The organism is Nocardioides furvisabuli (assembly GCF_021083185.1).
GTDB classification, from domain to species: Bacteria; Actinomycetota; Actinomycetes; order Propionibacteriales; family Nocardioidaceae; genus Nocardioides; species Nocardioides furvisabuli.
Genome location: NZ_JAIGQB010000001.1, coordinates 136841 through 161636, shown reverse-complemented (window position 1 = coordinate 161636; position 24796 = coordinate 136841). Strand labels below are relative to the sequence as shown.

The 24796-nt window shown below is 74.0% G+C and carries 28 protein-coding genes; 17 read left to right on the top strand and 11 right to left on the bottom strand.

The window, feature by feature from the left end:
* Nucleotides 1–87 precede the first annotated feature (87 nt).
* From K4G59_RS00725 to K4G59_RS00695, 7 genes are read left to right on the top strand one after another with little or no spacing between them, the layout of a single operon-like run.
* Nucleotides 88–753, top strand: a complete 666-nt coding sequence (locus K4G59_RS00725) for a glycosyltransferase family 2 protein (protein WP_231248574.1) — start codon at nt 88–90, stop codon at nt 751–753.
* A complete protein-coding gene (locus tag K4G59_RS00720; RefSeq protein ID WP_231248573.1) occupies nt 750–1418 on the top strand; it encodes a TIGR04282 family arsenosugar biosynthesis glycosyltransferase in 669 nt (222 codons plus the stop codon). The genes K4G59_RS00725 and K4G59_RS00720 overlap by 4 nt, the downstream gene beginning before the upstream one ends.
* Nucleotides 1388–2062: a class I SAM-dependent DNA methyltransferase gene (locus tag K4G59_RS00715; protein ID WP_231248572.1), complete on the top strand. Its 675-nt coding sequence runs from the start codon at nt 1388–1390 to the stop codon at nt 2060–2062. The genes K4G59_RS00720 and K4G59_RS00715 overlap by 31 nt, the downstream gene beginning before the upstream one ends.
* Nucleotides 2059–3219: a molybdopterin-dependent oxidoreductase gene (locus tag K4G59_RS00710; RefSeq protein WP_231248571.1), complete on the top strand. Its 1161-nt coding sequence runs from the start codon at nt 2059–2061 to the stop codon at nt 3217–3219. The genes K4G59_RS00715 and K4G59_RS00710 overlap by 4 nt, the downstream gene beginning before the upstream one ends.
* Nucleotides 3216–3626 carry a hypothetical protein gene (locus K4G59_RS00705; protein WP_231248570.1) on the top strand — a complete coding sequence of 137 codons (411 nt, stop codon included), beginning with the start codon at nt 3216–3218 and terminating at the stop codon, nt 3624–3626. The genes K4G59_RS00710 and K4G59_RS00705 overlap by 4 nt, the downstream gene beginning before the upstream one ends.
* Before the next feature lie 10 nt (nt 3627–3636).
* Complete coding sequence (locus tag K4G59_RS00700; protein WP_308189315.1) at nt 3637–4314, top strand: response regulator transcription factor; 678 nt, start codon at nt 3637–3639, stop codon at nt 4312–4314.
* A complete protein-coding gene (locus tag K4G59_RS00695; RefSeq protein WP_231248568.1) occupies nt 4311–5459 on the top strand; it encodes a sensor histidine kinase in 1149 nt (382 codons plus the stop codon). The genes K4G59_RS00700 and K4G59_RS00695 overlap by 4 nt, the downstream gene beginning before the upstream one ends.
* A gap of 10 nt (nt 5460–5469) precedes the next feature.
* Here K4G59_RS00695 and nhaA read toward each other — a convergent pair whose 3' ends face one another.
* Nucleotides 5470–6879 carry a Na+/H+ antiporter NhaA gene (gene nhaA / locus K4G59_RS00690; RefSeq protein ID WP_231248567.1) on the bottom strand — a complete coding sequence of 470 codons (1410 nt, stop codon included), beginning with the start codon at nt 6877–6879 and terminating at the stop codon, nt 5470–5472.
* A 160-nt stretch (nt 6880–7039) separates the two neighbouring features.
* Here nhaA and K4G59_RS00685 point away from each other — a divergent pair, with 160 nt between their 5' ends.
* Nucleotides 7040–7444: a phage holin family protein gene (locus K4G59_RS00685; protein ID WP_231248566.1), complete on the top strand. Its 405-nt coding sequence runs from the start codon at nt 7040–7042 to the stop codon at nt 7442–7444.
* A 137-nt stretch (nt 7445–7581) separates the two neighbouring features.
* Here the strand turns inward: K4G59_RS00685 and K4G59_RS00680 are convergent, their stop codons facing one another.
* Genes K4G59_RS00680 through nth form a run of 4 tightly spaced genes read right to left on the bottom strand, consistent with a single transcriptional unit; the run spans nt 7582 to nt 10776 of the window.
* The gene (locus K4G59_RS00680) at nt 7582–8757 is read right to left on the bottom strand and encodes a MarP family serine protease (protein ID WP_231248565.1); all 1176 of its coding nucleotides are present in this window, start codon (nt 8755–8757) and stop codon (nt 7582–7584) included.
* A complete protein-coding gene (locus tag K4G59_RS00675) occupies nt 8754–9515 on the bottom strand; it encodes an NUDIX hydrolase (protein ID WP_231248564.1) in 762 nt (253 codons plus the stop codon). Before K4G59_RS00675 ends, K4G59_RS00680 begins: the two co-directional genes overlap by 4 nt.
* Nucleotides 9512–10123, bottom strand: coding sequence for a TlpA family protein disulfide reductase (locus K4G59_RS00670; protein ID WP_231248563.1), 612 nt, complete (start codon nt 10121–10123; stop codon nt 9512–9514). The genes K4G59_RS00675 and K4G59_RS00670 overlap by 4 nt, the downstream gene beginning before the upstream one ends.
* Nucleotides 10120–10776, bottom strand: coding sequence for an endonuclease III (gene nth, locus K4G59_RS00665; protein ID WP_231249249.1), 657 nt, complete (start codon nt 10774–10776; stop codon nt 10120–10122). Before nth ends, K4G59_RS00670 begins: the two co-directional genes overlap by 4 nt.
* 224 nt (nt 10777–11000) lie before the next feature.
* Here nth and K4G59_RS00660 point away from each other — a divergent pair, with 224 nt between their 5' ends.
* From K4G59_RS00660 to K4G59_RS00650, 3 genes are all read left to right on the top strand, one after another.
* Nucleotides 11001–11678 (top strand): Crp/Fnr family transcriptional regulator, encoded by a 678-nt coding sequence (locus tag K4G59_RS00660; RefSeq protein ID WP_231248562.1) that lies wholly within the window; start codon nt 11001–11003, stop codon nt 11676–11678.
* Between the two features lie 119 nt (nt 11679–11797).
* Nucleotides 11798–12295 (top strand): SigE family RNA polymerase sigma factor, encoded by a 498-nt coding sequence (locus K4G59_RS00655; RefSeq protein WP_231248561.1) that lies wholly within the window; start codon nt 11798–11800, stop codon nt 12293–12295.
* A complete protein-coding gene (locus K4G59_RS00650; protein WP_231248560.1) occupies nt 12292–13626 on the top strand; it encodes a WD40 repeat domain-containing protein in 1335 nt (444 codons plus the stop codon). The genes K4G59_RS00655 and K4G59_RS00650 overlap by 4 nt, the downstream gene beginning before the upstream one ends.
* Nucleotides 13627–13738: 112 nt before the next feature.
* Here the strand turns inward: K4G59_RS00650 and K4G59_RS00645 are convergent, their stop codons facing one another.
* The 5 genes from K4G59_RS00645 to sp36 are packed head-to-tail and all read right to left on the bottom strand — an operon-like array spanning nt 13739 to nt 16567.
* Nucleotides 13739–14272 (bottom strand): TIGR03086 family metal-binding protein, encoded by a 534-nt coding sequence (locus K4G59_RS00645; protein ID WP_231248559.1) that lies wholly within the window; start codon nt 14270–14272, stop codon nt 13739–13741.
* A 39-nt stretch (nt 14273–14311) separates the two neighbouring features.
* Nucleotides 14312–15097: an MBL fold metallo-hydrolase gene (locus tag K4G59_RS00640; protein WP_231248558.1), complete on the bottom strand. Its 786-nt coding sequence runs from the start codon at nt 15095–15097 to the stop codon at nt 14312–14314.
* The gene (locus tag K4G59_RS00635) at nt 15094–15954 is read right to left on the bottom strand and encodes an NUDIX hydrolase (protein ID WP_231248557.1); all 861 of its coding nucleotides are present in this window, start codon (nt 15952–15954) and stop codon (nt 15094–15096) included. The genes K4G59_RS00640 and K4G59_RS00635 overlap by 4 nt, the downstream gene beginning before the upstream one ends.
* The gene (locus tag K4G59_RS00630; RefSeq protein ID WP_224273609.1) at nt 15955–16410 is read right to left on the bottom strand and encodes a RidA family protein; all 456 of its coding nucleotides are present in this window, start codon (nt 16408–16410) and stop codon (nt 15955–15957) included.
* 1 nt (nt 16411) lies between these two features.
* Complete coding sequence (gene sp36, locus K4G59_RS00625) at nt 16412–16567, bottom strand: Sp36 family protein (RefSeq protein WP_165356019.1); 156 nt, start codon at nt 16565–16567, stop codon at nt 16412–16414.
* A gap of 92 nt (nt 16568–16659) precedes the next feature.
* On the opposite strand from sp36, the gene K4G59_RS00620 reads away from it, so the two are divergent.
* From K4G59_RS00620 to K4G59_RS00600, 5 genes are all read left to right on the top strand, one after another.
* Entirely contained in the window at nt 16660–17823 is a 1164-nt protein-coding gene (locus tag K4G59_RS00620) for a sensor histidine kinase (RefSeq protein ID WP_231248556.1), read from the top strand.
* 11 nt (nt 17824–17834) lie between these two features.
* Complete coding sequence (locus K4G59_RS00615; RefSeq protein ID WP_231249248.1) at nt 17835–18500, top strand: response regulator; 666 nt, start codon at nt 17835–17837, stop codon at nt 18498–18500.
* A 121-nt stretch (nt 18501–18621) separates the two neighbouring features.
* On the top strand, nt 18622–19389 hold the full coding sequence (locus K4G59_RS00610) for an ABC transporter ATP-binding protein (RefSeq protein WP_231248555.1): 768 nt from the start codon (nt 18622–18624) through the stop codon (nt 19387–19389).
* Nucleotides 19389–21803, top strand: a complete 2415-nt coding sequence (locus K4G59_RS00605; RefSeq protein ID WP_231248554.1) for an FtsX-like permease family protein — start codon at nt 19389–19391, stop codon at nt 21801–21803. The genes K4G59_RS00610 and K4G59_RS00605 overlap by 1 nt, the downstream gene beginning before the upstream one ends.
* 79 nt (nt 21804–21882) lie before the next feature.
* Nucleotides 21883–22278, top strand: coding sequence for a low affinity iron permease family protein (locus K4G59_RS00600; RefSeq protein WP_231248553.1), 396 nt, complete (start codon nt 21883–21885; stop codon nt 22276–22278).
* A 1-nt stretch (nt 22279) separates the two neighbouring features.
* Here the strand turns inward: K4G59_RS00600 and K4G59_RS00595 are convergent, their stop codons facing one another.
* Entirely contained in the window at nt 22280–23314 is a 1035-nt protein-coding gene (locus K4G59_RS00595) for an LLM class flavin-dependent oxidoreductase (protein WP_231248552.1), read from the bottom strand.
* A gap of 75 nt (nt 23315–23389) precedes the next feature.
* On the opposite strand from K4G59_RS00595, the gene K4G59_RS00590 reads away from it, so the two are divergent.
* A complete protein-coding gene (locus K4G59_RS00590) occupies nt 23390–24790 on the top strand; it encodes an MFS transporter (protein ID WP_231248551.1) in 1401 nt (466 codons plus the stop codon).
* Nucleotides 24791–24796: the final 6 nt, after the last annotated feature.

Here is a 24796-nt window from a genome sequence, read left to right as displayed (position 1 = left end):
GCGACCCCCGGCCCTGCGGCGCGACGTCACAGTTTTGTAAGCCGAAGGGTGAGCCCGGGCTGCGTGCGAGTGGCTACGTTCGACACCATGACCCACGACACCGTCTGCGACCTGGTGCTGCCCTGTCGCGACGAGGCCCCGGCGCTGGGCGACCTGCTCTCCCGCGTGCCGGCCGAGTTCTCCGTCGTGGTCGTCGACAACGGCTCGCGTGACGGCACCGCGGAGGTGGCCGCGGGCCTCGGTGCACGCGTGGTGGTCGAGCCGACGCCCGGCTACGGCTCCGCTGTCCACGCCGGGATGCTGGCCGCGACCCACGACTACGTCGCGGTGATGGACGGTGACGGCTCCTTCGACCCCGCCGACCTGCGGCGCCTGCTCGCCGACGTCCGCGAGGGCCGTGCGGACATGTCCGTCGGCCGACGCCGCCCCACCGGTCGCGGCGTGTGGCCGTGGCACGCCCGGCTGGGCAACGCCCTGATCGCCGCCTGGCTGCGCCGCTCGATCGGGATGGACGCCCACGACATCGCGCCGATGCGGGTGTGCCGGCGCCAGGCGCTGCTCGACCTCGACCTGCGCGACCGCCGCTTCGGCTACCCCGTCGAGCTGCTCCAGGCCGTCACCCGCGCGGGTTGGCGGATCAGCGAGCACGACGTCGACTACCACCCTCGCGCCGAGGGGACCCGCTCCAAGGTCTCCGGATCCGTGACCGGGACCGTGCGCACGGCCCGCGACTTCTGGCGGGTGCTGTCGTGAGCGGCCTCACCGTCCTGGTGATGGCCAAGGCACCCGTCGCGGGCCGGGCCAAGACCCGGCTCGCCGCACACACCGGTGACGACGTCGCCGCCGACCTCGCCGCCGCGGCGCTGCTCGACACGGTGGCCGCCGTCGAGGCGACGCCCGGAGCGCGCGGTCACCTGGCGCTGGCCGGCGACCTCGCCGACGGCGCGCGCGGCGCCGACCTGGCCGACGCAGTCCGGGGCTGGACGATCACGCCCCAGCGGGGCCGCACCTTCGCCGAGCGGCTCGTCGCCGCGCACGAGGACGCCGGCCACGGCCCGGTCGTCCAGGTCGGCATGGACACCCCGCACCTGACGCCCGCCCTCCTGCTCGGCGCGGCGCGCGACCTCGAGGCGTACGACGCCTGCCTGGGGCCCGCGCCCGACGGCGGCTGGTGGGTGCTGGCCCGCCGCGACCCCCGCGTCGCGGCTCCACTGGCCACGGTCGCGATGTCCACCGCCGCCACGCACGACGACACCCGGGCCGCGCTCCTCGCAGCCGGCCACACCGTGGGGGCGACCGCCCTGCTCCGCGACGTCGACACGATCGACGACGCGCACGAGGTGGCCCGGCTCGCACCCGGGACGCACTTCGCGCGCGCCCTCCGGGCGTGGACCGGCAGCACGGCGGTGGCACCGTGACCGCCGAGCGGTCCTTCACCGAGGTCTTCACGTCCGCGCTGCGCGGGGTGCCGACCCACGTGGTCCACGCGTACGACGACATCTTGATGCCGCTGCCGGTCGCGTCCTGGACGGGACCGGCCGACGCCGCCGACCACGCGCTGCTCGACCTGTGTCACGGCCCCACGCTCGACATCGGCTGCGGTCCCGGTCGCCTCACCCAGGAGCTCGCCCGCCGCGGCCACCGCGCCCTCGGCGTGGACCTGGTCGCCGAGGCCGTGGCACAGACCCGACGTCGCGGGGCGGACGCGCTCGTCGCCGACGTGTTCGGTCCCCTGCCCGACGAGGGCCAGTGGTCCAGCGTGCTGCTCGCCGACGGCAACGTCGGCATCTGCGGCGAGCCGCGCCGACTGCTCGGCCGGGTGCGCGAGCTCCTGCACCCGGGTGGGCGGGCCGTCGTCGAGGTGAGTGCCCCCGGCACCGGATCGACGTCGGGGTGGACGGTCATCGAGGGCGCCGGCGCCCGCAGCCGGCCCTTCCGCTGGGCGCAGGTCGCCGCCGACGACGTCGCCGTTGTCGCCGTGGCCGCCGGACTCGTGGTGCACTCCCTGCACGAGCTCGCCGGGTGTGGACGCTGGGCCGCGGTCCTCCAGGCCCCGTCGTGAGGGTCCCGCACCCCGACCACTTCACCTCGCGGCTGCGCAGCCCGGCCGTCGCGGCGCGGGTCGGCGTCTGGCTGGGCATCAGCTTCGGCACCTGCTTCCTCACCGGTCTGGTGAGCCACTGGGCCCAGCTGCCCTCGCCCGCCATCGGCTTCCCCACCTCGCCCGCCTGGGGCTACCGCTTCACCCAGGGCCTGCACGTCGTGACCGGCTGCGCCGCGGTGCCGCTGCTGCTGGTGAAGCTGTGGACGGTCTACCCCCGCCTCTTCGAGCGCGTCGACCCGCGCGCCGGCCGGCGCCTGGTCGCCGTCGGCCTCGAGCGCGTGTCGATCGCCGTGCTCGTGGCCGCCTCGGTCTTCCAGCTCGCGACCGGGCTGGCCAACGCCGCGCAGTGGTACCCCTGGCGCGAGTTCTCCTTCCGCACCACCCACTACGCACTCGCCTGGGTCGCGATCGGCGCGCTGCTGGTGCACGTCGCGGTCAAGCTCGAGGTGATCCGTGCCGCCCTCGGCGCCGACGTCGACGACACCACCGACGACCGCGAGAGCGCCGTGGAGCCGGGCCCCGTCTCGCGCCGCGCACTGCTGCGCACCACGTGGGCGGCCGCCGGCGTCGCGGTCCTCGCCACCGCGGGCGGCACCGTGCCGTGGCTGCGGCGGGTCAGCGTGCTGGCCGTGCGCACCGGCGAGGGCCCCGGCGGCGTACCGATCAACAAGAGCGCCGCCGCGGCCGGCGTCACCGCCACCGCGGCCGACCCGGGCTGGGCGCTCGAGGTGGTGGTCGGCGGGGACGTACGCTCCCGGCTCGGGCTCACCGACCTCCGCGCGCTGCCGCAGCACACCGTCGACCTGCCGATCGCCTGCGTGGAGGGCTGGAGCGCGCAGGGCCGGTGGTCGGGCGTACGCATCTCCGACGTGCTCACCGCGGCCGGGGCGACGGGTGGGCGCGACGTGCTGGTCACCTCGCTCCAGCAGAGCGGTGCCTTCCGGCGCACGGTCCTGCCCGGCGCCTTCGCCGACGACGACCGCACGCTGCTCGCGCTCGACCTCGCCGGCGAACCGCTGTCCCTCGACCACGGCCACCCGTGCCGGCTCGTCGCGCCCAACCGTCCCGGCGTGCTGCAGACCAAGTGGCTGGCATCGCTGGAGGTCGACGCATGAGCGCGGTCCGCTGGGTCCTCGGCTGCCTCGGCGTGCTCGTCGGGGCGTACGGCGCCTGGCTGGCGCTGACGCGGCAGGACCTCGTCCAGCTCGCAGAGGTCGCGCTGTGGCTGGCCGCCGCCGTCGCCGTGCACGACGTGCTGGTCGCCGGCACCGTCGTCGGGGCGACGCTCGTGGGTCGTCGCGCCCTGCCCCGCCCGTGGCACGCTCCCGCCACGCTCGGCCTCGTGGTGTGGGGCAGCGTGTCGGTGATGGCCGTGCCGGTGCTGGGCAGGTTCGGCGCCCGCACCGACAACCCGACGCTGCTCGACCGGCCCTACCTCGCCACCTGGCTGGCCCTGACCCTGCTCACCCTCGCCGCGATCGGCGTGGCCGGGCTGGTCCGCTCGCGCCGGACGGAGGCCTGAGGTGGCGCGCGTGCTGGTCGTCGACGACGACGTCACGGTCCGCGAGGTCGTCGTGTCCTACCTCCTCGCCGCCGGCCACGACGTGGCGGAGGCCGGCGACGGTGCGACCGCGCTCGCCGAGCACGCGCGCAGACGCGCCGACCTGCTCGTCCTCGACGTGATGATGCCGGGGATGGACGGCCTCGAGGTGTGCCGCCGGCTGCGCCTGGCCGGTGACGTGCCGGTCATCCTGCTCACCGCGCTCGGCGCCGAGCAGGACCGCGTCCTCGGCCTCGAGACGGGCGCGGACGACTACGTCACCAAGCCCTTCAGCCCCCGCGAGCTGGTGCTGCGCGTCGACTCGGTGCTGCGCCGCAGCGCCGGCGACCACGCTCCCGAGCTGCCGCCGGTGACCGTCGACGGCGACCTCGTCGTGGACCGCAGGCGCCGCACGGTCGTCAAGGACGGCGAGGCGCGCGCCTTCACCACGCGCGAGTTCGACCTGCTGGCCTTCCTCACCGGCCACCCCGGGCAGGCGTTCAGCCGTGAGGAGCTGATGACCCAGGTGTGGGGCTGGTCCTTCGGCGACTCCTCGACCGTCACCGTCCACGTGCGCCGGGTGCGCGAGAAGGTCGAGGCCGACCCGACCGCGCCCGTGCGGCTGGTGACCGTCTGGGGCATCGGCTACCGCTGGGACGCCGCGTCGTGAGCGAGCAGCTCCAGGTCCTCGCGGTGGCGGCCGGTGGCGGCGCGGTCGTCGGCGTCCTCGGCCTGCTGGCCGGCTGGCTGCTGCGCCGCCGGTCGCTGCGCTGGCAGCTCGCGCTGGTCGCTGTCGTGTCGGTCACCACCGTCCTCGTCGGCGTGGTGGCGATCGCACAGCTGATGTTCCTCTCGCGCCACGACCTCGGTGTGGTCATGCTCGTGACCCTCGCGGCCGCGGTGGTCTCACTGGCGGTCGCCGCGATCCTGTCCGAGGCGCTGGTGCGGTGGTCGCGCCGGGTCCGGGCGGAGGTACGCCGCATCGGTGGCGGCCTGCCCGAGGGACCCGCGCCGCACGCCCCCGCCGAGCTGCGCGACCTGGCCGGCGAGCTGGCTCGGGCCCGCCACCGGCTGGAGGAGGCCGCGGCCCGCGAGTCCCGCCTCGAGGAGTCCCGGCGCGAGCTCGTCTCCTGGGTCTCCCACGACCTGCGCACCCCGCTGGCCGGGATCCGGGCGATGGCCGAGGCGCTCGAGGACGACCTGGCCGTCGACCCGGCGCGCTACCACCGCCAGATCCGCGGCGAGGTCGACCGCATGGTCGAGATGGTCGACGACCTCTTCGAGCTCTCGCGCATCCACGCCGGGGTGCTGCGCCTCCAGCCGGAGGTCGTCCTGCTCGGCGACCTCGTCAGCGAGGCGATCGCGGGCGCCGACCCGGTCGCGCGCGCCCGCCGCGTACGCCTCGAGGGCGACGTGCAGCCCGGCCTCCAGGTCGCCGTCGACCCCGCCGGGCTCGGCCGGGTGCTGGGCAACCTCATCGTCAACGGCATCCGGCACACCCCGGCCGACGGCTCGGTGCACGTCGCCGCACGCTCGGTGGACGGCGGCGTCGAGCTCGAGGTCACCGACGGCTGCGGCGGCATCGACGACGAGTCGCGCGAGCGGGTCTTCGACGTCGGCTACCGCGGGTCCGCGGCGCGCACGCCCGAGTCGCCGCTCGACGACGTGCACACCTCACGTGCCGGGCTCGGCCTGGCGATCGTCAAGGGCATCGTCGAGGCGCACCACGGAGCCGTGGCGGTGGCCAACGTCGGTGCCGACGAGGCGGGCGTGGCCGGCTGCCGCTTCGTCGTACGCCTGCCGGCGCCGATCTGACTACCCACCGTCAGGACGTGACGGTCTCCCGGTCCTCGTCGACCACGTCGTCCTCGCCGTCGTCGGTCGGGCCGCTGGTCGAGGCCAGCAGCACCACGACACCCACGATGGCGGCGAACAGCGAGGCCAGCAGGATCGCGATCTTCGCCTCCTCGGTCAGCAGCTCGGCGCCCGGGAAGGACAACCCGGCGATGAAGATCGACACGGTGAAGCCGATGCCGGCCACCGCTCCGAGGCCGACGACCATCGGCCACGAGGTGCCCTCGGGCAACCGGGCCAGGCCGAGGCGGACGGCCAGGTAAGAGGTGAGGAAGATGCCGACCGGCTTGCCGACCACCAGGCCCAGGATGATCCCGAGCCCCACCGGCTCGGTGAAGACCTTGCCGATCGCGCCCAGCTCGACGCCCGCGTTGGCCAGGGCGAAGATCGGGAGCACGACGTAGGCCGACAGCGGGTGGAGCGAGCTGAGCAGCCGCTCCACGACGGACACCGACTCCTTGAGCAGGAAGCGCAGGCGGGCGAGCTCGTCGGGGTTGAGGTTGCGGTCGCGCAGCGCGTCGGTGGCGTAGCCGCGCGCGACCTCCTCGTTGAGCAGCGGCTTCGCCGGAGCGAGCAGGCCGATCGCGACACCGGCCAGGGTGGCGTGCACGCCGGACTCCAACAGGGCGAACCACACGCCCACGCCGAGGATCGCGTAGACCACGACCGACCAGACCCGCAGCGCCCGGGCGAGCACCATGACCGCGAGCAGGCCGATCGCGATCGCCAGCCAGGTGAGCGAGAGGTCGCTGGTGTAGAAGACCGCGATCACCAGGATCGCGCCGATGTCGTCGACGATGGCGAGCGTCAGCAGGAACAGCCGCGCCGCCGACGGGATGCGCCGCCCGAGCACGCCGAGGACGCCGACCGCGAAGGCGATGTCGGTGGCCATCGGGATGCCCCAGCCGGCGTTGCCGTCGCTGCCGGGCGGGTTGAGCGCGAGGTAGAGCGCGGCGGGCACCACCATGCCGCCGATCGCGGCGACGATCGGCAGCGCTGCCGTCTTGGGGTCGCGCAGGTCGCCGTTGACCAGCTCGTACTTGATCTCGAGACCGACGACGAAGAAGAAGATCACCATCAGCGCATCGTTGACCCAGTGCTGGATCGACTCGTCGAGCTGCAGCGGACCCGCGTCGATGACCAGGTGGGCGTGCCACAGCGCGTCGTACGACGATGCCCACGGGCTGTTGGCCCAGATCAGCGCGGCGGCGGCGGCGAGCAGCAGCAGGATCGAGCCGGCCGCCTCCACCCGGAGGAACTCCCGGAACGGCCGCGCGACCAGCCGCGCCAACGGCTTGTTGCTGGCGATGTAGACCGGCCCGGACTCCCAGAGGTCGTCGTCGGGGGCCGGGTCGTGCGGGCTGTTCTGGCGTGAGGCCATGCGGGGGCGCATCCTTCAGGGGTCGTCGGGGAACCGTGTCCGCGACGACACGTCACGGGCCGACCAGACTTCCCGGCTCACCTGTGGCTGCAGTCTAGTCGGACCCGTTGGTAGGGTCACAGCCGTCAGCCCCCGAGCGTTCACCGAAGGACCGCCACACATGGCCAACGAACCGATCAAGGACACCGATCCGACGCTCGGCAAGCTCGTCATGGACGCGCAGCGCGACATCTCGACCCTGATCTCGCAGGAGATCGCGCTGGCCAAGAGCGAGATCAAGGTCAGCGTCCGTCACGGCGGCCTCGGCGTCGGCCTCTTCGCCGGCGCGGCCTTCCTCGGCCTGCTCGCGGTGATCATGCTGTCGGTCGCGATCGCCTACTTCATCCACTGGAACGGCGCCGGCCTCGACCTGCACTGGGCCTTCCTGATCGTCTTCGGCCTCTACGTCCTCATCGCCGCGCTGCTGGCCTTCGTCGGCCTGAAGCAGGTCAAGCAGGTCAAGGCCCCCGAGCGCGCGATCGAGCAGGGCAAGCAGATCCCCTCGGCACTCAAGGGCCGCGGCTAGTTCTCTCGGTGATCGAGTAGCCGGCGAGGCACGAGCCGGCGCATCGAGATCCCGCCACACGCCCCCGCGGTGAGTGGCGCAGGTTCTGCGCGCCCGAGACGTGTCTCACGCACCGCCAGCCCGGGACGTACGCCGACTCAGCGCACGCAGGTGCCGGTGTCGACCGGGGACTCCCGGGTGACGCCGGCGGCAGCTGACCCCGCGACCTGGCTCGCGGTCAGCGCGTAGCCGGTGTCCCGGTCGCTGACGGAAGCGGCGAAGACGAGGCCCGCGACCTCGCCGGCCGAGGTGACGATCGGGCCGCCGGAGTTGCCGGGGCGGATCAGCGCGCGCAGCGAGTAGACCTGGCGGATCACGGTGCCGTCGCCGTAGATGTCGGGCGAGCGCAGGCGCTGCTCGGCGCGGATGCGGCCCGACTGCACGTCGTAGGGGCCGTCCTCGGGATAGCCCAGCACCGCGATCGGGTCGCGTGGCCCGGCCTCGGTGGCGAAGGCGAGCTGCGGCACGCCGACGTCGGGCACCGAGAGCACGGCGATGTCGAGGTCGGCGTCGTAGAGGACGACGGAGGCGACGACGCTCGAGCCGCCCACCTCGACCTCGGGACGGGTGACGCCGGCGACGACGTGGGCGTTGGTCATCAGCCGGCCGGGGGCGTAGAAGAAGCCGGTGCCCTCGACGCCGCTCCCGCAGCCGTTCGCCCCGCGGACCTTGACCACGCTGGCCCCGGCCGCCATCACGTCGGGGTCGGTGAGCATCCGCGGGTCGCCGGGCTTGACCGCGACGATCCGCTCCGGGGCGAAGGGCTCGAGGTAGCGCGGGAAGAAGGTCGTGCCGACGACGTTGTTGAAGGTCGCCAGCACCTTGCCCGAGTCGGGCGGCAGGGTCTGGTCGACGCGGGCCAGGATCGCGGAGTCGCGCACCAGCGGCGTGATCGCGCCGATGCGCGTGCCGGAGACGGCCACGCCGAGGGCCCACGCCACGAGCAGGACGGCGACGGCGCTCAGGGCGGACCCGCCCACGGCGTCGAGCGCGCGCACCGGCTGCCAGGTGATCCGGTCACGAAGCCGGGCGCCGAACCACTGGAAGACCGCCTGCCCCAGCGACGCCGACAGGATCACGATGAAGAGCGCACCGAGCGAGACCCAGAGCGAGGGGGCTGCGTCGCCGAGCGCCAGCGGCGCCACCCAGATGCCGAGCAGGCCCCCGATGAGGAGGCCGGCGGTGGCAGCCGCGCCGGTGATGAAGCCCTGCCAGTAGCCCGAGAGCGCGTAGATCCCCACGAGCGCGACCAGGCACCAGTCGAGGACGTTCATCGTTGCTGCTCCTCGAGCCTGGTGTGGGGGCTGGCGTGGTCCGGCCCGGGATTGGGCGCCAGGTCGGACTGTCGGGGCTCACCCTGCAGCATGTGGTCCGGCAGGTCACGCACCCGCGCCCGGTCCCAGCTCTCGTCCCAGCCGAGGTAGGAGAACAGCCGGGCGATGATCCCGGCGGTGAAGCCCCACAGGATGACGTCCTTGCCGGGCCCGATCAGGAAGCCCGGGCCGGTCCAGCCGCTGGGGTGGCGCACGTTGATCCGGTGCTCGGGGTCGAGCAGCTCGGCGATCGCCACGTGGTGGATCTCGTGCACCTCGTCGGGGCTCGCGATGCGCACCTGGCCGCGGTCGCGCCAGTAGCCGAGGATCGGGGTGACCGCGAAGTTGCTGGGCGGCAGCCACAGCTCGGGCAGCTCGCCGAACACCTCGACCTCGGAGGGCTCGAGGCCGATCTCCTCGTGGGCCTCGCGCAGCGCTGCCTCCACGGGCGTCTCGCCGGCGTCGAGCGAGCCACCCGGGAAGGACACCTGGCCGGGGTGGGAACGCATGTGGTGGGCGCGCTCGGTGAGGAGCAGCTCGCCACGGTGGGCGAGGTCGTCGGGAGCGGTGGGGTCGTCGTCGCGGTCGGCGAACACCATCAGCACCGCCCCGCGCCGCGCGTCCGCGTCCTCCGGCGGCATGAAGCGGGTCAGCTCGTGGACCGTGATCGTGGAGGCGGCCTCGACCACCGGGGCCAGCCACCCCGGCAGGGACGTCACAGGTCGACCCCGAGGTGCTCGGCGACGAGGGCCTTGAGCTCGTCCATCGACTCGACGCCGCCGGAGTCCTGGCCCACGACGACACCGTCGGCGTCGACGAAGACGAAGGCCGGCAGGCCGCGACGTGCCACCGCGAAGGTGCTCTCACCCATCAGCTCGCCGCCCGGGTCGGCGACGGACGGGTACGTCGCCCCGGTCTCCTCGGCCAGCGCGAGCGCACCCTCGGGGTTCACGTCGTTGAAGTCGACGCCGACGATGCGCACGCGGTCGGCGTACTTCTGGTGGAACTCCTCGAGCACCGGCATCTCGTCGCGGCACGGCTCGCAGAACGCCTGCCAGAGGTTCACCACCAGCGGTCCGCGCAGCGACGACAGCTCGACGTCGGGACCCCCACCCAGGCACGGCAGCGTCAGCTCCGGCAGGCCGCCCTCGACGGGGTCGCCGGTGCCGGGCTCGCAGTCGTCCATGCCGATGCGCGCCTTGACCTCGCGCAGCTCGGAGGTGTCGACCCGCACGTCGGGAGGGCGTACGTCGAAGCCCCCGCCGTCGTCGGACGTGCACGCGGTCAGCGACGCGACGAGCAGCGCCGCGAGGAAGACCTTCCTCATGCGGGCCCCTGGGTCTTCACGAGCTTCTCCGCCTCGACCGGGTCGGTGGGGCCCGCGCCGAAGGAGGGGCACAGCCGCGCGACCGGGCAGGCGCCGCAGGCGGGCTTCTTGGCGTGGCAGCGCCGACGGCCGTGCCAGATGAGGTGGTGCGACAGCATCGTCCAGTCGCGCTTGGGGAAGAGCGCGCCGACGGCGTGCTCGACCTTCACCGGGTCGGTCTCCTCGGTCCAGCCGAAGCGGCGCGCGAGCCGGCCGAAGTGGGTGTCGACGGTGATGCCGGGCTTGTCGAACGCGTTGCCGAGCACGACGTTGGCCGTCTTGCGGCCCACCCCGGGGAGGGTGACGAGGTCCTCGAGCCGGTCGGGCACCTGGCCGTCGAAGCGCTCCACGAGCGCCTGGCTGAGCTTGAGCACCGAGTCGGTCTTGGCGCGGAAGAAGCCGAGCGGGCCGAGCAGCTGCTCCATGTGCTCGCGCGGGGCGGCGGCCATCGCCTCGGGCGTCGGGTAGGCCGCGAAGAGCGCGGGGCTCGCGGCGTTGACCCGGCGATCCGTGGTCTGCGCGGAGACCACGGTGACCACCAGGCACTCGAAGGCGTTGGTGAAGTCGAGCTCTGCGCGGGCGTCGGGATAGGTCTCGGCGAGGATCCGGTCCATCTTGCGGGCCCTGCGCACCAGTGACGTGTCGGGCTTGGCGCTCACAGTGGGGGCAGGCACGCGCCCAGCCTACGGTCCGGCACCGACACGCTCCCGATCGACGACTTCCCTCTGCCACACCGGCCCTCAGTGGCCGTTGTGAGCCAGACCACGGCTAGGATCGTGCCGATCCCGAGGGCTCGGCACCGGGCCCGGCACGGGACGCACTCACTTGGAGGATCAACGTGGACAACGACGTGCTTCGGCAGGCACCGCTGTTCAGCTCGCTCGACGACGAGGCGGCGACCGCGCTGGGCGGTTCGATGGCCGAGACCACGCTGCGTCGCGGCGACGTGCTCTTCCACGAGGGCGACTCGGGCGACAAGCTCTACATCGTCACCGAGGGCAAGGTGAAGCTCGGCCGGTCCTCCTCCGACGGCCGCGAGAACCTCCTGGCGATCATGGGCCCCGGCCAGATGTTCGGTGAGCTCTCCCTCTTCGACCCGGGTCCGCGCTCGGCGACCGTCACCGCGGTCACCGACGCCACCTTCGGCTCGCTGTCCCACGACGACCTGCTGCGCTGGCTCGACGGCCGCCCGCAGGTGGCGCGCGGCCTGCTCTCGCAGCTCGCCGCCCGGCTGCGCAAGTCCAACGACGTCGTCGCCGACCTCGTCTTCTCCGACGTGCCCGGCCGCGTCGCCAAGGCCCTGCTCGACCTCGCCGACCGCTTCGGCCGCACGGCCGACGACGGCGTCCACGTGCACCACGACCTCACCCAGGAGGAGCTCGCCCAGCTGGTCGGCGCCTCCCGCGAGACGGTCAACAAGGCGCTCGCCGACTTCGCCTCGCGCGGCTGGCTGCGCCTGGAGCCCCGCTCCGTGGTCATCATGGACCTCGAGCGCCTCTCGCGCCGCGCCCGCTGACACCTCTCTGCCACACCTGACCCCGGCCGCTCCGGAACTTCTCTGCGGTCACTGCCACCCGGCACCACGCCAGCGCGCGTCGTACGTGGTGAGGTGCTGGTCTTCGGGGGAGGTTCGACGTGATCACAGGGGATGAGTCGGGCTTCGACGCCTTCGTGGCGGGGCGTCAGGCTGCCCTGTCGCGGACGGCGTACCTGCTGACCGGCGACCACCACCTCGCGCAGGACCTCGTGCAGGCCGCGCTGCTGCAGGCGGCGAGGCACTGGACGCGCATCCACACCTCGCCCGAGGCGTACGTCCGGCGCGCGATGTACCACCAGAACATCTCCTGGTGGCGCCGCCGCCGCTTCGCCGAGTCGCCGCTGCTCGGGCACGACGGCACGGCCGACGCCGTCGACACCGACCTGCGGCTGACCCTCGACCAGGCGCTCGCCCGCCTCACCGCCAAGCAGCGGACCGTGCTGGTGCTGCGCTTCTACGAGGACCTCACCGAGGTCGAGACCGCACGTGCGCTCGACCTCTCGACGAGCACCGTGAAGTCCACGACCCGGCACGCGCTGGCCCGGCTGCGGACGCTGGCCCCCGAGCTGGCCGACCTGATCGGAGCAGACGCATGAGCGACGACCTGCGCACCCGGATGCACCACGTGGCCGACGAGATCACGCCGCTCCCCGTCTCCGACGACCTCTGGCGTCGTGGGCAGGCCGCCCGACACCGGGCTCAGGCGCTCGCGGTGGCCGCGGTCCTCGTGGTCCTGGCCTCCGTCGGCGGCGGCGCCGCGCTGTGGTCCACATCGGACCGGGAGGCGCGTACGGCGTCGGGCGAGGTGCCCGGGGGCGGTGCGATCCCCAGCCGGATCGTGGACGTCCCGGCCGATCTGGACGTGACCACCGACCTGGCCGTGGGGCGGGGTTCGGCCGCGTTCATCTCGCGCGATCGTGAACCTGTCGTCATCACCGCTGCCGACGGCGTGGCCCACCGGCTCGAGCTGGCCGGATGGGCGTCCGACGCTGATGCCCCGGGCACCACCCGGCTGAACCAGGCGCTGGCCCTGTCGCCCGACGGCGCCCGCCTCGCGTGGCAGGGGGCCGATGACGAGAGCGGTCGAGCCACGATCAACGTGCTCGACCTCGCGACCGGCGACGCGAGCACCTACCGCCCCCTCCCGCCGGACGAGGGGCTGCGACTGAGGGAGATGTCGTGGTCGCCCGACTCCTCATGGCTCGCGTGGATCGCAGACGCTCCGCCCACCGCCTGGGTGGGACGGCTCCGTCCCGGACCGGAGCCCGACAGCCAGGCCCACCGGGTGCGCGCCAACGTCCCGGACGTGGCGGTCGACACCCTCGGCACCCTCGTCCACGGCTCGGCGGCCGGTGGCCTGGAACGGATCCGTTCCACCGGCGACACCTCCCCCCTCACGCCCGGGAAGGACGTCGACGTCACCTCTCTCGGCGCCGGTCGGTTCTCCCCCGACGGGCGCTACCTCGCGCTGCGCTCGTCGCTCGACCCCGTGTCGTACACGTTCGACACCGAGGACAGGAAGCTGCTGGAGCACCCGTTCCCGGACGGGACCTTCGAGGACGGGTTCGTCATGCCGCAGGGATGGCTGGACGACCGCCTCCAGCTGCTCCTGGTGCAGGAGTCCAGCGCTCCGGACCGGGCCGAGCTGGTGGTCACCACGCCCCGGGTCGGCGCGACGAGCACGTGGCGACGCGCCGTCGCCGTGGTCGACGCGGGGCCCGCAGCGAGCCTGAGCCTCGCCGTGGACCTCATCCCCGACCTCGACGGCACCTCGTCGCAGGAGCTCACCCACGACTTCGACGACCCCGCCGAGGATCCGCCGACGCCGCTGGGGATCGAGCTCTCCCTCTTCATCGGCCTCAGCGTGGCCGCGGCGATCGCGCTGCTGCTCGCGCTGCGGTGGCTCTGGCGCCGCGTGCTCTCGTAGTCCACCGGGAAACGGTCGCTGGGCACGCCGCCGAACGACCACATCCCGGTGGACTACCCCGACGCGACGACCACATCCCGGTGGACTACCGAGCCACGGGTCCGTACGACGGTCAGCGGGGATCGCGCCCGGCGAACGACACCAGCCGGTCGTACGCCGACGCGTCCTCCGCCACCTCCACCGGCGGGCCGAAGGCCGGGCCGCGGTTGTCCGCGGTCAGCCCCTGCTGGAGGAAGGCCAGCCCGCGCTCGGCCACCTCGTCGTCGAGCGGAAGCGGCCGGTCGAGCGCGCGGACGAGGTCCCAGGTGTGGACCGCGAGCTCGGCGGTCTGCCGGTCGGCCTGCGCCACGCGGTCCTCGGGTTGACCGTGCCAGTGGTGGATGAGGTCGTCGGCGTGCGAGCGGAAGTGCGCGGGGAGCGCGTACGGCTCTACGCCGGTGCCCGCCCTCCAGTCGACCTCCTCGCCGTGGGCCAGCTGCAGGAAGCGTCGCGGGGCGGCCGCGAGGTGGTCGGCCAGCTCCCGCACGGTCCAGCCCTCGCACGGCGTGGGCCGGCCCCAGTCGTCCGCGTGGACGGCGGCGAGCGCGTCGCCTGCCTGGTCGAGCGCGCGGGACAGGACGACGACGGACCGGTGCTGGGTGTCCATGCCCCCACTCCACTCCTGCCGGAGGCGTGCGCGCAAGCCCTACTTCGGGGAGGCGAGGTGGGCCAGCTGCGCACGCACCGAGAGCTCCGCGGCCCCCCACAGCACCGGGTCGACGTCGGCGTAGACGACCTCCACGATCGCGCGGGCCGGGTCGTCCGTGGGAGGCAGGTCGCGCAGCGCGTCGCGGACCTGGTCGAGGCGCTGCTTGCGGTGGGCGAGGTAGAAGTCGAGCGCACCGAGGGCGTCGTCGATCACGGGCCCGTGGCCGGGCCACACGGACGCGATCCCCTGCTCGCCGCACAGCGCGTGGAGCCGCTGGAGGGAGGAGAGGTAGGCCCCGAGCTGGCCGTCGGGGTGCGCGACGACGGTGGTGCCGCGGCCGAGCACGGTGTCGCCGGTGAGCACCGCCCGGTCCTGCGGCACGACGAACGACAGCGAGTCCGCCGTGTGCCCGGGCGTCGCCACGACGTGCACCTCGAGGTCACCGACCGACACCACGTCCGCCTCGCCGAGTCCTTCGGAGCCGAGGCGGTGGGCCGGGTCGAGGGCGCGTACGCCGCACCCGTGGCGCTCGGCGTACTCCCGTGCGGCCTCGCTGTGGTCGGCGTGGTGGTGGGTCAGCAGCACGACGGCCACGTCGCCGGCGGCGGCGTCGACGGCGTCGAGGTGGCTGGGGATCGAGGGTCCGGGGTCGACGACCACCGAGCGCGAGGAGGACGGGTCGCGCAGCACCCACGTGTTGGTCCCGTCGAGGGTCATCACGTCGGCGTTGGGCGCCAGCACGCAGGTGCCGGTGTCGCCGAAGGAGCCCCCGTCCCAGCTCACCGGTTCGCCATCAGCGCTGTGTAGTGCGGCGGCGTCGACAGGATGAACTCGTCGCCGTCGGCCACGACCTCGGGCATGAACATGTCGACGATGCGGTCCTGCGCCGCCGCGAGCACCGCGTCGGGGTCGGCGAGCCGGCCGATCTCGAGGCAGGTCAGCCAGGTCGGCGGCAGCATCAGGATCTCCTCCTGCTCGACCTTGGCCACCGCGTCCAGCGCACCCGCCCACGTCACCGACGACGACTCGGTGGACACGTCGCGGGTCACCTGTCCCTCCGGCAGCCGTGCGACGAAGAACCAGGTGCGGTAGCGCCGAGGCTCGAAGACCGGCGTCAACCAGCCCGACCACGCGCCGAGCAGGTCGGTGCGCAGCACGAGCGAGCGCTTCTCGAGGAACTCCGTCAGCGAGATCTCGCGCGACTCCAGGGCGACCCGGTCGGCCTCCCAGTCGTCACCCGTCGTGTCGGCGACGACGGAGTCCGCGCCGGTGCCGGCGAGCAGCACGCCGGACTCCTCGAAGGTCTCGCGCACAGCCGCGCACACCAGCGCACGGGCCTTCGGCTCCTCGCACCCGAGCCGCTCCGCCCACTCCGCGGGGGTGGGCCCGGCCCAGAGGCCGCGGTCGACGAGCTCGTCGTCGAAGTCGCGCGGGTCGACACCACCACCCGGGAAGACGCACATCCCGCCGGCGAAGGCCATCGAGGTCTGCCGCCTCAGGAGGTAGACGTCCGGCCCCGCCGCTCCGGGACGCAGCAGCACCACCGTGGCTGCGTCGCGCGGCTCGGCCGGCGAGGCGTCACCGGACGCGTACGCCCTGGCCTGGGCGACGAGGGCGTCGGGCAGCGGGAGGCGCCGCACTCAGACCTCGACGACGATCTCGACCTCGACCGGCACGTCGAGCGGCAGCACGGAGACGCCGACGGCGGACCGCGCGTGCTTGCCGGCCTCGCCGAAGACCTCGCCGAGCAGCTCGGACGCGCCGTTGGCGACCTTCGGCTGGCCGGTGAAGTCGGGTGTGGAGGCGACGAAGACGACGACCTTCACCACGCGCTTGACCTGGTCCAGCGAGCCGATCTCGGCCTTCACCGCGGCGAGCGCGTTGAGGGCGCACTGTCGGGCGCACTCGTAGCCCTGCTCCTCGCTCACCTCGCCGCCGAGCTTGCCGACCGCGATCATCTCGCCGTCACGCGCGGGCAGCTGACCGGCGGTGAAGACGAGGTTCCCGGTGCGGGCGGTGGGCTGGTAGGCCGCGACCGGAGGCACGACCTCCGGGACGGTGATCCCGAGCTCGGCCAGGCGCGCCTCGGCCGACACGTCAGGCCGCCTTCGGGCGCTTGAGGAAGGCCACCAGACCGCCCTGGGCGTTGGTGTGGATGGCCACCAGCTCCCAGCCGTCCTGGCCGAAGTTGTTGAGCATGAGCGCTTCGTTGTGGAGCGGAATCGGCGCCACCTGGTATTCCCACTGGGTCATGGATCGCACCCTACTCGGGCCGCACCCGACGCGGCGCGGCGTCCTCCCGTGGGCTGACGTGCCGGCCGCGTCCGGCGTCTAGGGTCCGCACCATGCGCGATCCCCGACACTCCGACCCCTGGCGGCTCGGCCCGCGCGGCCGGTGGTGGTTCGACGCGGCCCTGACCCTGGGCCTGCTCGTCCCGGGCTTCCTCGGCCACCTGATGGCCGGACAGCCGCTCGCCGCGCTCCTGACGGCCGTCCAGGTGGCCCCGCTGTGGTGGCGACGGGTCCACCCGAGCGCGGTCTTCGCGGCGGTCGCCCTCGCGAGCGCCGCCCAGGCACCGCTGCACGACCTGCCGATCTTCGGCCAGCTGGCCTTCCCGATCGCCGTCTACTCGGTGGCCCGCTGGAGCCCGCGACCGCACGGCGTCGCGGCGCTGCTGGTCGGCTACACCGGGTCGGTCGTGGCCGCCTGGAGCTGGATCGGCGGCTTCGGCGCCCCGACGATCACCCTGTCGGCCGTCACGCCCTACGTCGTCAGCATCGGCGCGATCGTCACCGCAGCCTGGGCGCTCGGCTTCGCCGCGCAGCAGCGGGAGAGGTACGTCGCCTCGCTGGTCGCCCGAGCCGAGCAGGCCGAACGGATCGCCGAGCGCGAGGTGGAGCTCGCGGCGCGCGACGAGCGCTCGCGCATCGCCCGCGAGATGCACGACGTCGTCGCGCACGGCCTGTCGGTGATCGTGGTGCAGGCCGACGGCGCCCGCTACGCCGCAGCCAAGGACCCCGACCTCGCCGTCGGCACGCTGGCGACGATCTCGACCACCGGCCGGGAGTCGTTGACGGAGATGCGCCGGCTGCTGGGCCTGCTCCGCGACGGCGACACCGGCGTCGCGCCGCAGCCCGGCCTCGACGACGTACGCCACCTCGTCGACGAGGCGCGGGCCGCCGGGATGGAGGTCGACGCCGACCTCCCGGAGGCTGCCCCGGACGTCCCGGACGGCGTCGGCCTGGCGGCGTACCGGATCGTGCAGGAGTCGCTCACCAACGTCCGCAAGCACGCCGGGCCCCGTGCCACGGTGACGCTGCGGGTCACCGTCGGGCCCGCGGTCGAGGTGGAGGTGCGCGACGACGGGCGCGGCGCGGCCGCGGCCTCGGACGGGCGCGGGCTGGGCGTCACCGGGATGCGCGAGCGCGCCGCGGTGCACGGCGGCACGCTGGAGGCCGGACCCGCCCCGGGTGGCGGGTTCGCGGTGTCTGCGAGGCTGCCGCTGTGAGCGAGCAGGCCGTGACGGCACCGATCCGGGTCTTCCTGGTCGACGACCAGCAGATGGTGCGCGCCGGCTTCCGGATGCTGGTGGAGAGCCAGGACGACATGGTCGTGGTGGGCGAGGCGGGCGACGGCGGCCAGGCGCTGGAGCGGCTCGCGGTCACCGCCGCCGACGTGGTGCTGATGGACGTCCGGATGCCACGGCTCGACGGCGTCGAGGCCACCCGGCGGCTGCTGGCGGTCCCGGGCGCCCCGCGCGTCATCGTGCTCACCACCTTCGACCTCGACGAGCACGCCTTCGCCGCGATCCGCGCCGGCGCCTCGGCCTTCCTGCTCAAGGACGCCGCCCCGCCCGACCTGCTGGGCGCGATCCGGTCGGTGGTGGCAGGCGACGCCGTCGTGGCACCCAGCACCACCCGCCGGTTGCTCGACCACTTCGCCGCCCTCCCCGACCCCGGTGTGCCCGCGGTCGCCGACGCGCGGGTCGAGCTGCTCACCGAGCGCGAGGTCGAGGTGCTCACCCTCATCGCGCGCGGACGCACCAACACCGAGATCGCGGTCGAGCTCGTCGTCGCCGAGACGACCGTGAAGACACACGTCGGGCGGATCCTGGCCAAGACCGGGTCGCGCGACCGGGTGCAGCTGGTCGTGCTGGGCTACCAGTCCGGGCTGGTCGCCCCCTGACCCGTCCTCCCCAGGTCGTACCCAGGTCGTACGCCGCGCGCCGGCGTACGACCCCGGACCGACCGCAGGTCCGTGCCCGGGACCGACGATCGCGGGGCCGCCGACCGCGAGCGTTGTCCCCATGACGACGACACTCCACACCGGCATCGGATCCCCGACCGGCACCGCCACCGCGGCCAGCGCCCGCGGGCTGAGCCGCACCTACGGCGACGGCGACAGCACCGTCCACGCCCTGAGGGGTGTCGACCTCGACCTGCCCGCCGGCCGCTTCACCGCGATCATGGGGCCCAGCGGCTCGGGCAAGTCGACCCTCATGCACTGCCTGGCCGGCCTCGACGCCGCCACCTCCGGCACCGTCACGGTCGCCGGGCGCGACCTCGCCGGCCTCGACGACACCGCGCTGACCCTCTTCCGCCGCGAGCACATCGGCTTCGTCTTCCAGGCCTTCAACCTGCTCCCGATGCTGACCGCCGGGCAGAACATCCTGCTCCCGCTCGAGCTCGCGGGCCGGGCCGTCGACCGCGAGCGCTACGACCAGGTGGTCGGGGTCCTCGGCCTCGCCGACCGGCTCGGCCACCTGCCCAGCCAGCTCTCCGGCGGTCAGCAGCAGCGCGTCGCGATCGCCCGCGCCCTCGTCACCCAGCCCGACATCGTCTTCGCCGACGAGCCCACCGGCAACCTCGACAGCGAGGCCAGCGCCGAGGTGCTCGGCCACCTGCGCCGCTCGGTCCGCGAGCTCGGCATGACCGTGGTGATGGTGACCCACGGCCTCGACGCAGCGGCGTACGCCGACGACGTCGTCGTCATCCACGACGGTGCGGTCACCGCGCACCTCACCGACCCCGACCAGGACGCGCTCGTCGCCGCACTGCGCGGGGGGATCGCCTGATGCGCACCGTGCTCGTGGCGTCGGTGCGCCACCACACCCGCAGGTACGTCGCCGCGTCGGTCGCGGTCGCGATCGGCGTGGCCTTCATCGTGGTCGTCGGGATGCTCACCGGGGCCACACGCGCCGGGCTGACCGCCGACGTCGGCGCCCCGGTCGCAGGCGTCGACCGGGTCGTGACGACGTACGACTCCCGCGAGGTGAGGCGGCTCGTCGAGGTGGCACTCGACCGCGACATCCCGGTCCTCACCCTCGGCTACGCGATGGAGCCGGTCTCCCGCGACGGAGTCCAGCTCGCCGCGACCGCCGACGTGTCGGAGGTGTCGCTCGACCCGCGCCTGCAGTGGCAGGAGCTCGAGGACGGCCGGTTCCCCGCCGCGGCGGGCGAGGCCCTGGCCGACGTGAATCGCGCCAAGGGCAACGGGGTGCGCCTCGGCGACGTCGTCCGGGTCGGGACCGGGGACGGGGGCGTCGACGTGGAGGTCGTCGGGATGGTCGACAGCCCGGCCGCCCGCAGCGCCGCGTTCTACGTGCCGTGGGAGGACCTGCGCCGCTTCGAGGACACCCTCTGGGTCGACGCGATCGCGTGGGGCGGCTCGGAGGACCTGGCGCGGGCGACGGCTCCCGAGGCCGGCGTCGAGTCCGCCGCCGACTGGACCGCCGCCCGGCAGGCCGAGATCTCACGGGGCGTGGACGTCATCGCGCTCCTGGCGCTGCTCTTCGTCGCGATCGCCCTCTTCGTCGGCGCGCTGGTCATCACCAACACCTTCTCGATCCTCTTCGCCCAGCGGATGCGCGACTTCGCGCTGCTGCGGTGCGTCGGGGTCACCCGCCACCAGCTGCGCCGCGCGATCCGGCTGGAGGCGCTGGCGCTGGGCCTGGCAGCAGCCGCCGTCGGGGTCGTCGTCGGTGTCGCGGCCGGCGCCGGCGTGGTGGTCCTCGTCCGGCGCTGGTTCACCGACGTGGGTCCTGCCGCGCTCGACCCCGCTTGGGCGCTGTCGGCCTTCGCCGTCGGCACGCTGGTCACCCTCGGGGCGGCCTGGCTGCCGACGCGCACGGCGACGAGGGTCGCCCCGCTGGCCGCGCTCCGCCCCGACACCGGCGTCGACGTCCGGTCTGCGGCGGGGCGCTGCCGCCTCGGGCTGGCCGCGCTCTGCCTCGTCGGCGGCGGGGTCCTGCTCGCGTTGGCCGTCTCGGGGAGCTCGGTGCCCGCCATGCTCGCGGGCGGCATGGTGTCCTTCATCGGCGTGCTGCTCGTGGGACCGGTGCTGGTGCCCCGGATGATCCGGCTGGCCGACCACCTGCCCGGCGGCGGTCCCGTGCGCCGGCTCGCCACCGGCAACGCCGTGCGCAACCCACGGCGTACGGCGACCACCGCGGCGTCGCTGCTGGTGGGCGTCACCCTCACCACCGCCATCCTCACCGGGCTGGCGTCCTCGCGGACCGCGATCGACCGCGACATGGACGCCTCCTACCCCCTCGACGCCACCCTCACCGCCACCGGAGCGCCGCTCGGGACGTCCTTCGTGGACCGGGTGGCCGGGACCGAGGGCGTCACCGACGCGCGGGTCCTGGACGGCACCGTGGCGCGGGCCGGCGGGCTGGAGGTCCCGCTGCTGGGCTCGGCCGGGGGCGACGTCGTCGTCCGCGGTCCTGCCGACCTGTCCCCGCCCGACGGGACGGTCCTGCTGCCGTACGCTGTCGTCGAGGAGCTCCCCACGCGGCTGGGGGCCCGGGTGTGGGAGGACCACGAGCTCACGGTGGTGGTCGCCGGCCGCGAGCACACGCTCCGCGTCGAGACCGGCAGCGGCTGGGGCCGCGCGGGCCTGGTCTCACCGGCCACGCTGTCGGCGCTCGACGCCGACCCCCGTCCGATGGCGGTCTGGGCCCGCGCCGGTGGTGGCACGGACGCGGAGGACCTCACGGGCGACCTCGCGGCACTCGCCGCAGCGGCCGGCGCCGAGCTGGACGGCGGCTTCGGCAACCGCAGCTGGGTCTACCTCCAGCTCGACATCATGACCGGTGCCGTCATCGGTCTGATGGCCGTCGCGATCCTGATCGCACTGGTCGGCATCGCCAACACCCTCGGGCTCTCGGTGCTCGAGCGGGCGCGCGAGAACGCACTCCTGCGGGCCATGGGACTCACCCGCCGGCAGCTGCGGCAGGCGATGGCCGCCGAGGGACTGCTGCTCTCGGCAGCGGCGGCCGTGCTCGGCACGGGCATCGGACTGGTGTTCGCCTGGACCGGGGTGCAGGTGATGGTGGGCAGCGTCGTCGACGACGCCGGGTTCACCGTGCCGGTGGCGCAGGTGGGCGCGGTCGCCGCCGTCGCGGGGCTCGCCGGTCTGGCCGCGTGCGTCGTGCCCGCCCGCCGCGCGGCGCTCGTCACGCCGGCCGCCGGGCTCGCCGCGGACTGACGCCCGCGCCTCTCGGTGGTCGAGGGAGGAGCCGCCGGGGGTGAGGACGCGGGATCCCCGGCGGCACTACATTCCGGTCATGGAGCGCAGCGAAGCGGCCGAGAGCCGTGAGAAGAACGACGGGCTCGACCCGTTCGAGAGGTTCGTCGCCGTGTCGACGAGGGCCATCAGCCGGGCGCCGTTCTTCGCGGTGGTCGTGGCGATCGTGGTCGTCTGGGCGGCGAGCTATCCCCTGTGGAAGTCAACGACCAAGTGGGAGCTCGCGATCCACACCTTCGGCGCGGTGCTCTCGCTGCTGCTGCTCGTGCTGCTGGAGAACGCCGGGCGCCGCAACACCGAGGCGATGCAGGAGAAGCTCAACGTCATCGCCGACGCCCTCGCAGCGCTCATGGACTCACGCGCCGCGGACGACCCCCGGCTCCGCGCGGCTGTCGAGGACCTGCGTGACGCGGTCGGGCTGGAGGAACGGCACTGACCTACGCCGCCAGCAGGCGCAGGGTCTCCTCACGCGCCGGCGAGGTGCGTACGTCGGTGCCGGTCGCCGCACCCGCGACCGGGTGCACCATCACCTCGTCGACACCGTAGGTCTCCGCGAGCTCGGCGAGCTGCTGACGTGCCTGCTCGGGCGAGCCGACGATCCAGCGCCGTGCCATCGCGGCGCCGACCGAGCGCTGCTCGGGGGCCATCTCGACCGCCTCGGCCTGCTCGACCAGGCGCTGCGGGTGCAGCGGTGCGCCGGTGCGCAGCGCGATCATCTGCTGCACGTTGGGCAGCGCCCGTCGGCGCGCCTCCTCCTCGGTCTCGGCGACGACGGCGTTGACGGTGAGGAAGGTGCGGGGCTCGGGGTGCTCGGGCGAGGGTCGGTAGGTCGAGCGGTAGAGGTCGAGCGCGAAGGCGGTGCCCTCACCGGAGAAGTGGTGCGCGAAGACGTAGGGCAGGCCCTTCTCGGCAGCGAGCCGCGCGGAGTAGTCCGACGACCCGAGCAGCCACACGTCGGCGACGCTGCGTGCCGACGGCGTGGCGCGCAGGGGCTGGCGCCGCGGGCCGATCTGCACCTCGACGCCCTCGGTCGACATCAACGTGCGGATGTCGTCGACGTACTCCGGGAAGCGGCTGACCGCGTCGTCGGCGGACTCCGCACTGCCGCCGCGCAGGACGTACCTGGTCAGCGGATCGGTGCCGGGGGCGCGGCCGAGGCCGAGGTCGATGCGGCCCGGGTAGGCCGCCTCGAGGAGCGCGAACTGCTCGGCCACCACGAGGGGTGCGTGGTTGGGCAGCATCACGCCGCCCGAGCCGACGCGGATCCGCGAGGTGGCTGCGGCGAGCATCGCGATGATGACCGGCGGGTTGGTCGACGCGACGGCCGGCATGTTGTGGTGCTCGGCGACCCAGTAGCGGCGGTAGCCGAGCTCGTCGGCGACCTGCGCGAGGCCCCGGGATGCGGCGAGCGCGTCGCCGGTGGTCTGGTCGCTGCGGACGGTCACGAGGTCGAGCACGGAGAGGGCAGTCACTGTCGGTGCAGCAGTTCTGCGCGTGCGGATATTCCGATTGACCTCAGGTGCACCTGAGGTCCTAGCGTCCTCGACGTGAGTGCCACCACGACAGCGCCGCGCGAGCGGATCCTCTCCCCCGCCTACGCCGCGACGACCGTCGCGATGTTCGGCCTGATCGCCTTCGTGGCCTTCGAGGCGATGGCGGTCGCCACGATCATGCCGACCGTGGCGCGTGACCTCGACGGGCTCGGCCTCTACGCGCTGGCCTTCGCCGCACCACTGGCGAGCGGGGTGGTCGGGATGGTCGCCGCCGGCACGTGGAGCGACCGGTCCGGCCCGGTGGTGCCCCTGCTCGCGTCGATGGCGCTGTTCTCTGCCGGCCTGCTCGTGTGCGGCCTCGCGCCGTCAATGGAGGTGCTGCTCGCCGGCCGCGTGCTCCAGGGCCTGGGCGGCGGCGCGCTCACCGTCGGGCTCTACGTCATCGTCGGCCTCGTCTACCCGCCGGCGCTGCGGCCGGCGGTCTTCGCCTCCTTCGCCGCCGCGTGGGTGCTGCCTGCCCTCTTCGGTCCCGGGCTCGCCGCACTGGTGGCCGACGTGTGGAGCTGGCGGTGGGTCTTCCTCGGCGCCGTGGCCCTCGTCGTGGTGGCGCTGGCGATGCTCGCCCCCGCACTGCGCGGCCTCGAGCCGCACGCGGAGGGCACGTCGACCCCGCGGTCACGGCTGTGGTGGGCGGTCCTGGGCGCCGTCGCGGTGCTGGTGCTCGAGCTGCTCGGCTCCGCGACCGGCACCACCGCTCTGGGCGCGCTGCTGGCGCTGGCGCTGGTGTGGGTGGCGCTCGGCCGGCTGCTCCCGGCCGGCACCAGGCGGGCCGCCCGCGGCCTTCCCGCCGTCGTCGCCACCCGGGGCCTGCTCAGCGCGGTCTTCTTCTGCGCCGAGGCCTACATCGTCTACGTCCTGCAGGACCACTGGGACCTCGGCCCCGGCCGCGCCGGCATCGCGCTGACCTGCGTGGGTGTCGTCTGGGCCACGGCCAGCCAGGTGCAGTCACGGCTCGGCGAGCGCGTCTCCCACCCGCGGGCGATGCTCGTCGGCACGGCGCTCGTGCTGGTCGGCACCGGCTGCCTGGCCGCCTCCGTGCTGCTGGTCGACGCGGGTGCGCGGCCGTCCGCGCTGCTGCCGGGAGCGGCGTACGTCTTCGCCGGGGCGGGGATGGGCTTCGCCTACCCGCGCACCGGCGTCGCGATGCTCGAGGCGTCGTCGGACCGTGACCGCGGCTTCAACTCCTCCGCGCTCTCGGTCGCGGACTCGCTCGGAGCTGCGCTGGCCCTGTCGCTGGCCGGGGCGGTGTTCGCCGTCACCGAGCGCACCGGGACCGACCCGTTCCTCGCGGTGTTCACGATGGCGGCCGCGACAGGCGTGCTGGGCATCGTCGCCGCGTCGCGCACCGGCGTACAGCGGGATGACGAGCGTCCGGCCGGCCCCACGGGGGTGTGAGGGACC

What these genes read in the sequence shown, in the direction of transcription:
- K4G59_RS00725 (WP_231248574.1), top strand. Translation starts at nt 88, where the DNA reads ATGACCCACGACACCGTCTGCGACCTGGTGCTGCCCTGTCGCGACGAG.
- K4G59_RS00705 (WP_231248570.1), top strand. Translation starts at nt 3,216, where the DNA reads ATGAGCGCGGTCCGCTGGGTCCTCGGCTGCCTCGGCGTGCTCGTCGGG.
- nhaA (WP_231248567.1), bottom strand. Translation starts at nt 6,879, where the DNA reads ATGGCCTCACGCCAGAACAGCCCGCACGACCCGGCCCCCGACGACGAC.
- K4G59_RS00685 (WP_231248566.1), top strand. Translation starts at nt 7,040, where the DNA reads ATGGCCAACGAACCGATCAAGGACACCGATCCGACGCTCGGCAAGCTC.
- K4G59_RS00680 (WP_231248565.1), bottom strand. Translation starts at nt 8,757, where the DNA reads ATGAACGTCCTCGACTGGTGCCTGGTCGCGCTCGTGGGGATCTACGCG.
- K4G59_RS00670 (WP_231248563.1), bottom strand. Translation starts at nt 10,123, where the DNA reads ATGAGGAAGGTCTTCCTCGCGGCGCTGCTCGTCGCGTCGCTGACCGCG.
- nth (WP_231249249.1), bottom strand. Translation starts at nt 10,776, where the DNA reads ATGGACCGGATCCTCGCCGAGACCTATCCCGACGCCCGCGCAGAGCTC.
- K4G59_RS00650 (WP_231248560.1), top strand. Translation starts at nt 12,292, where the DNA reads ATGAGCGACGACCTGCGCACCCGGATGCACCACGTGGCCGACGAGATC.
- K4G59_RS00645 (WP_231248559.1), bottom strand. Translation starts at nt 14,272, where the DNA reads ATGGACACCCAGCACCGGTCCGTCGTCGTCCTGTCCCGCGCGCTCGAC.
- sp36 (WP_165356019.1), bottom strand. Translation starts at nt 16,567, where the DNA reads ATGACCCAGTGGGAATACCAGGTGGCGCCGATTCCGCTCCACAACGAA.
- K4G59_RS00620 (WP_231248556.1), top strand. Translation starts at nt 16,660, where the DNA reads ATGCGCGATCCCCGACACTCCGACCCCTGGCGGCTCGGCCCGCGCGGC.
- K4G59_RS00610 (WP_231248555.1), top strand. Translation starts at nt 18,622, where the DNA reads ATGACGACGACACTCCACACCGGCATCGGATCCCCGACCGGCACCGCC.
- K4G59_RS00605 (WP_231248554.1), top strand. Translation starts at nt 19,389, where the DNA reads ATGCGCACCGTGCTCGTGGCGTCGGTGCGCCACCACACCCGCAGGTAC.
- K4G59_RS00600 (WP_231248553.1), top strand. Translation starts at nt 21,883, where the DNA reads ATGGAGCGCAGCGAAGCGGCCGAGAGCCGTGAGAAGAACGACGGGCTC.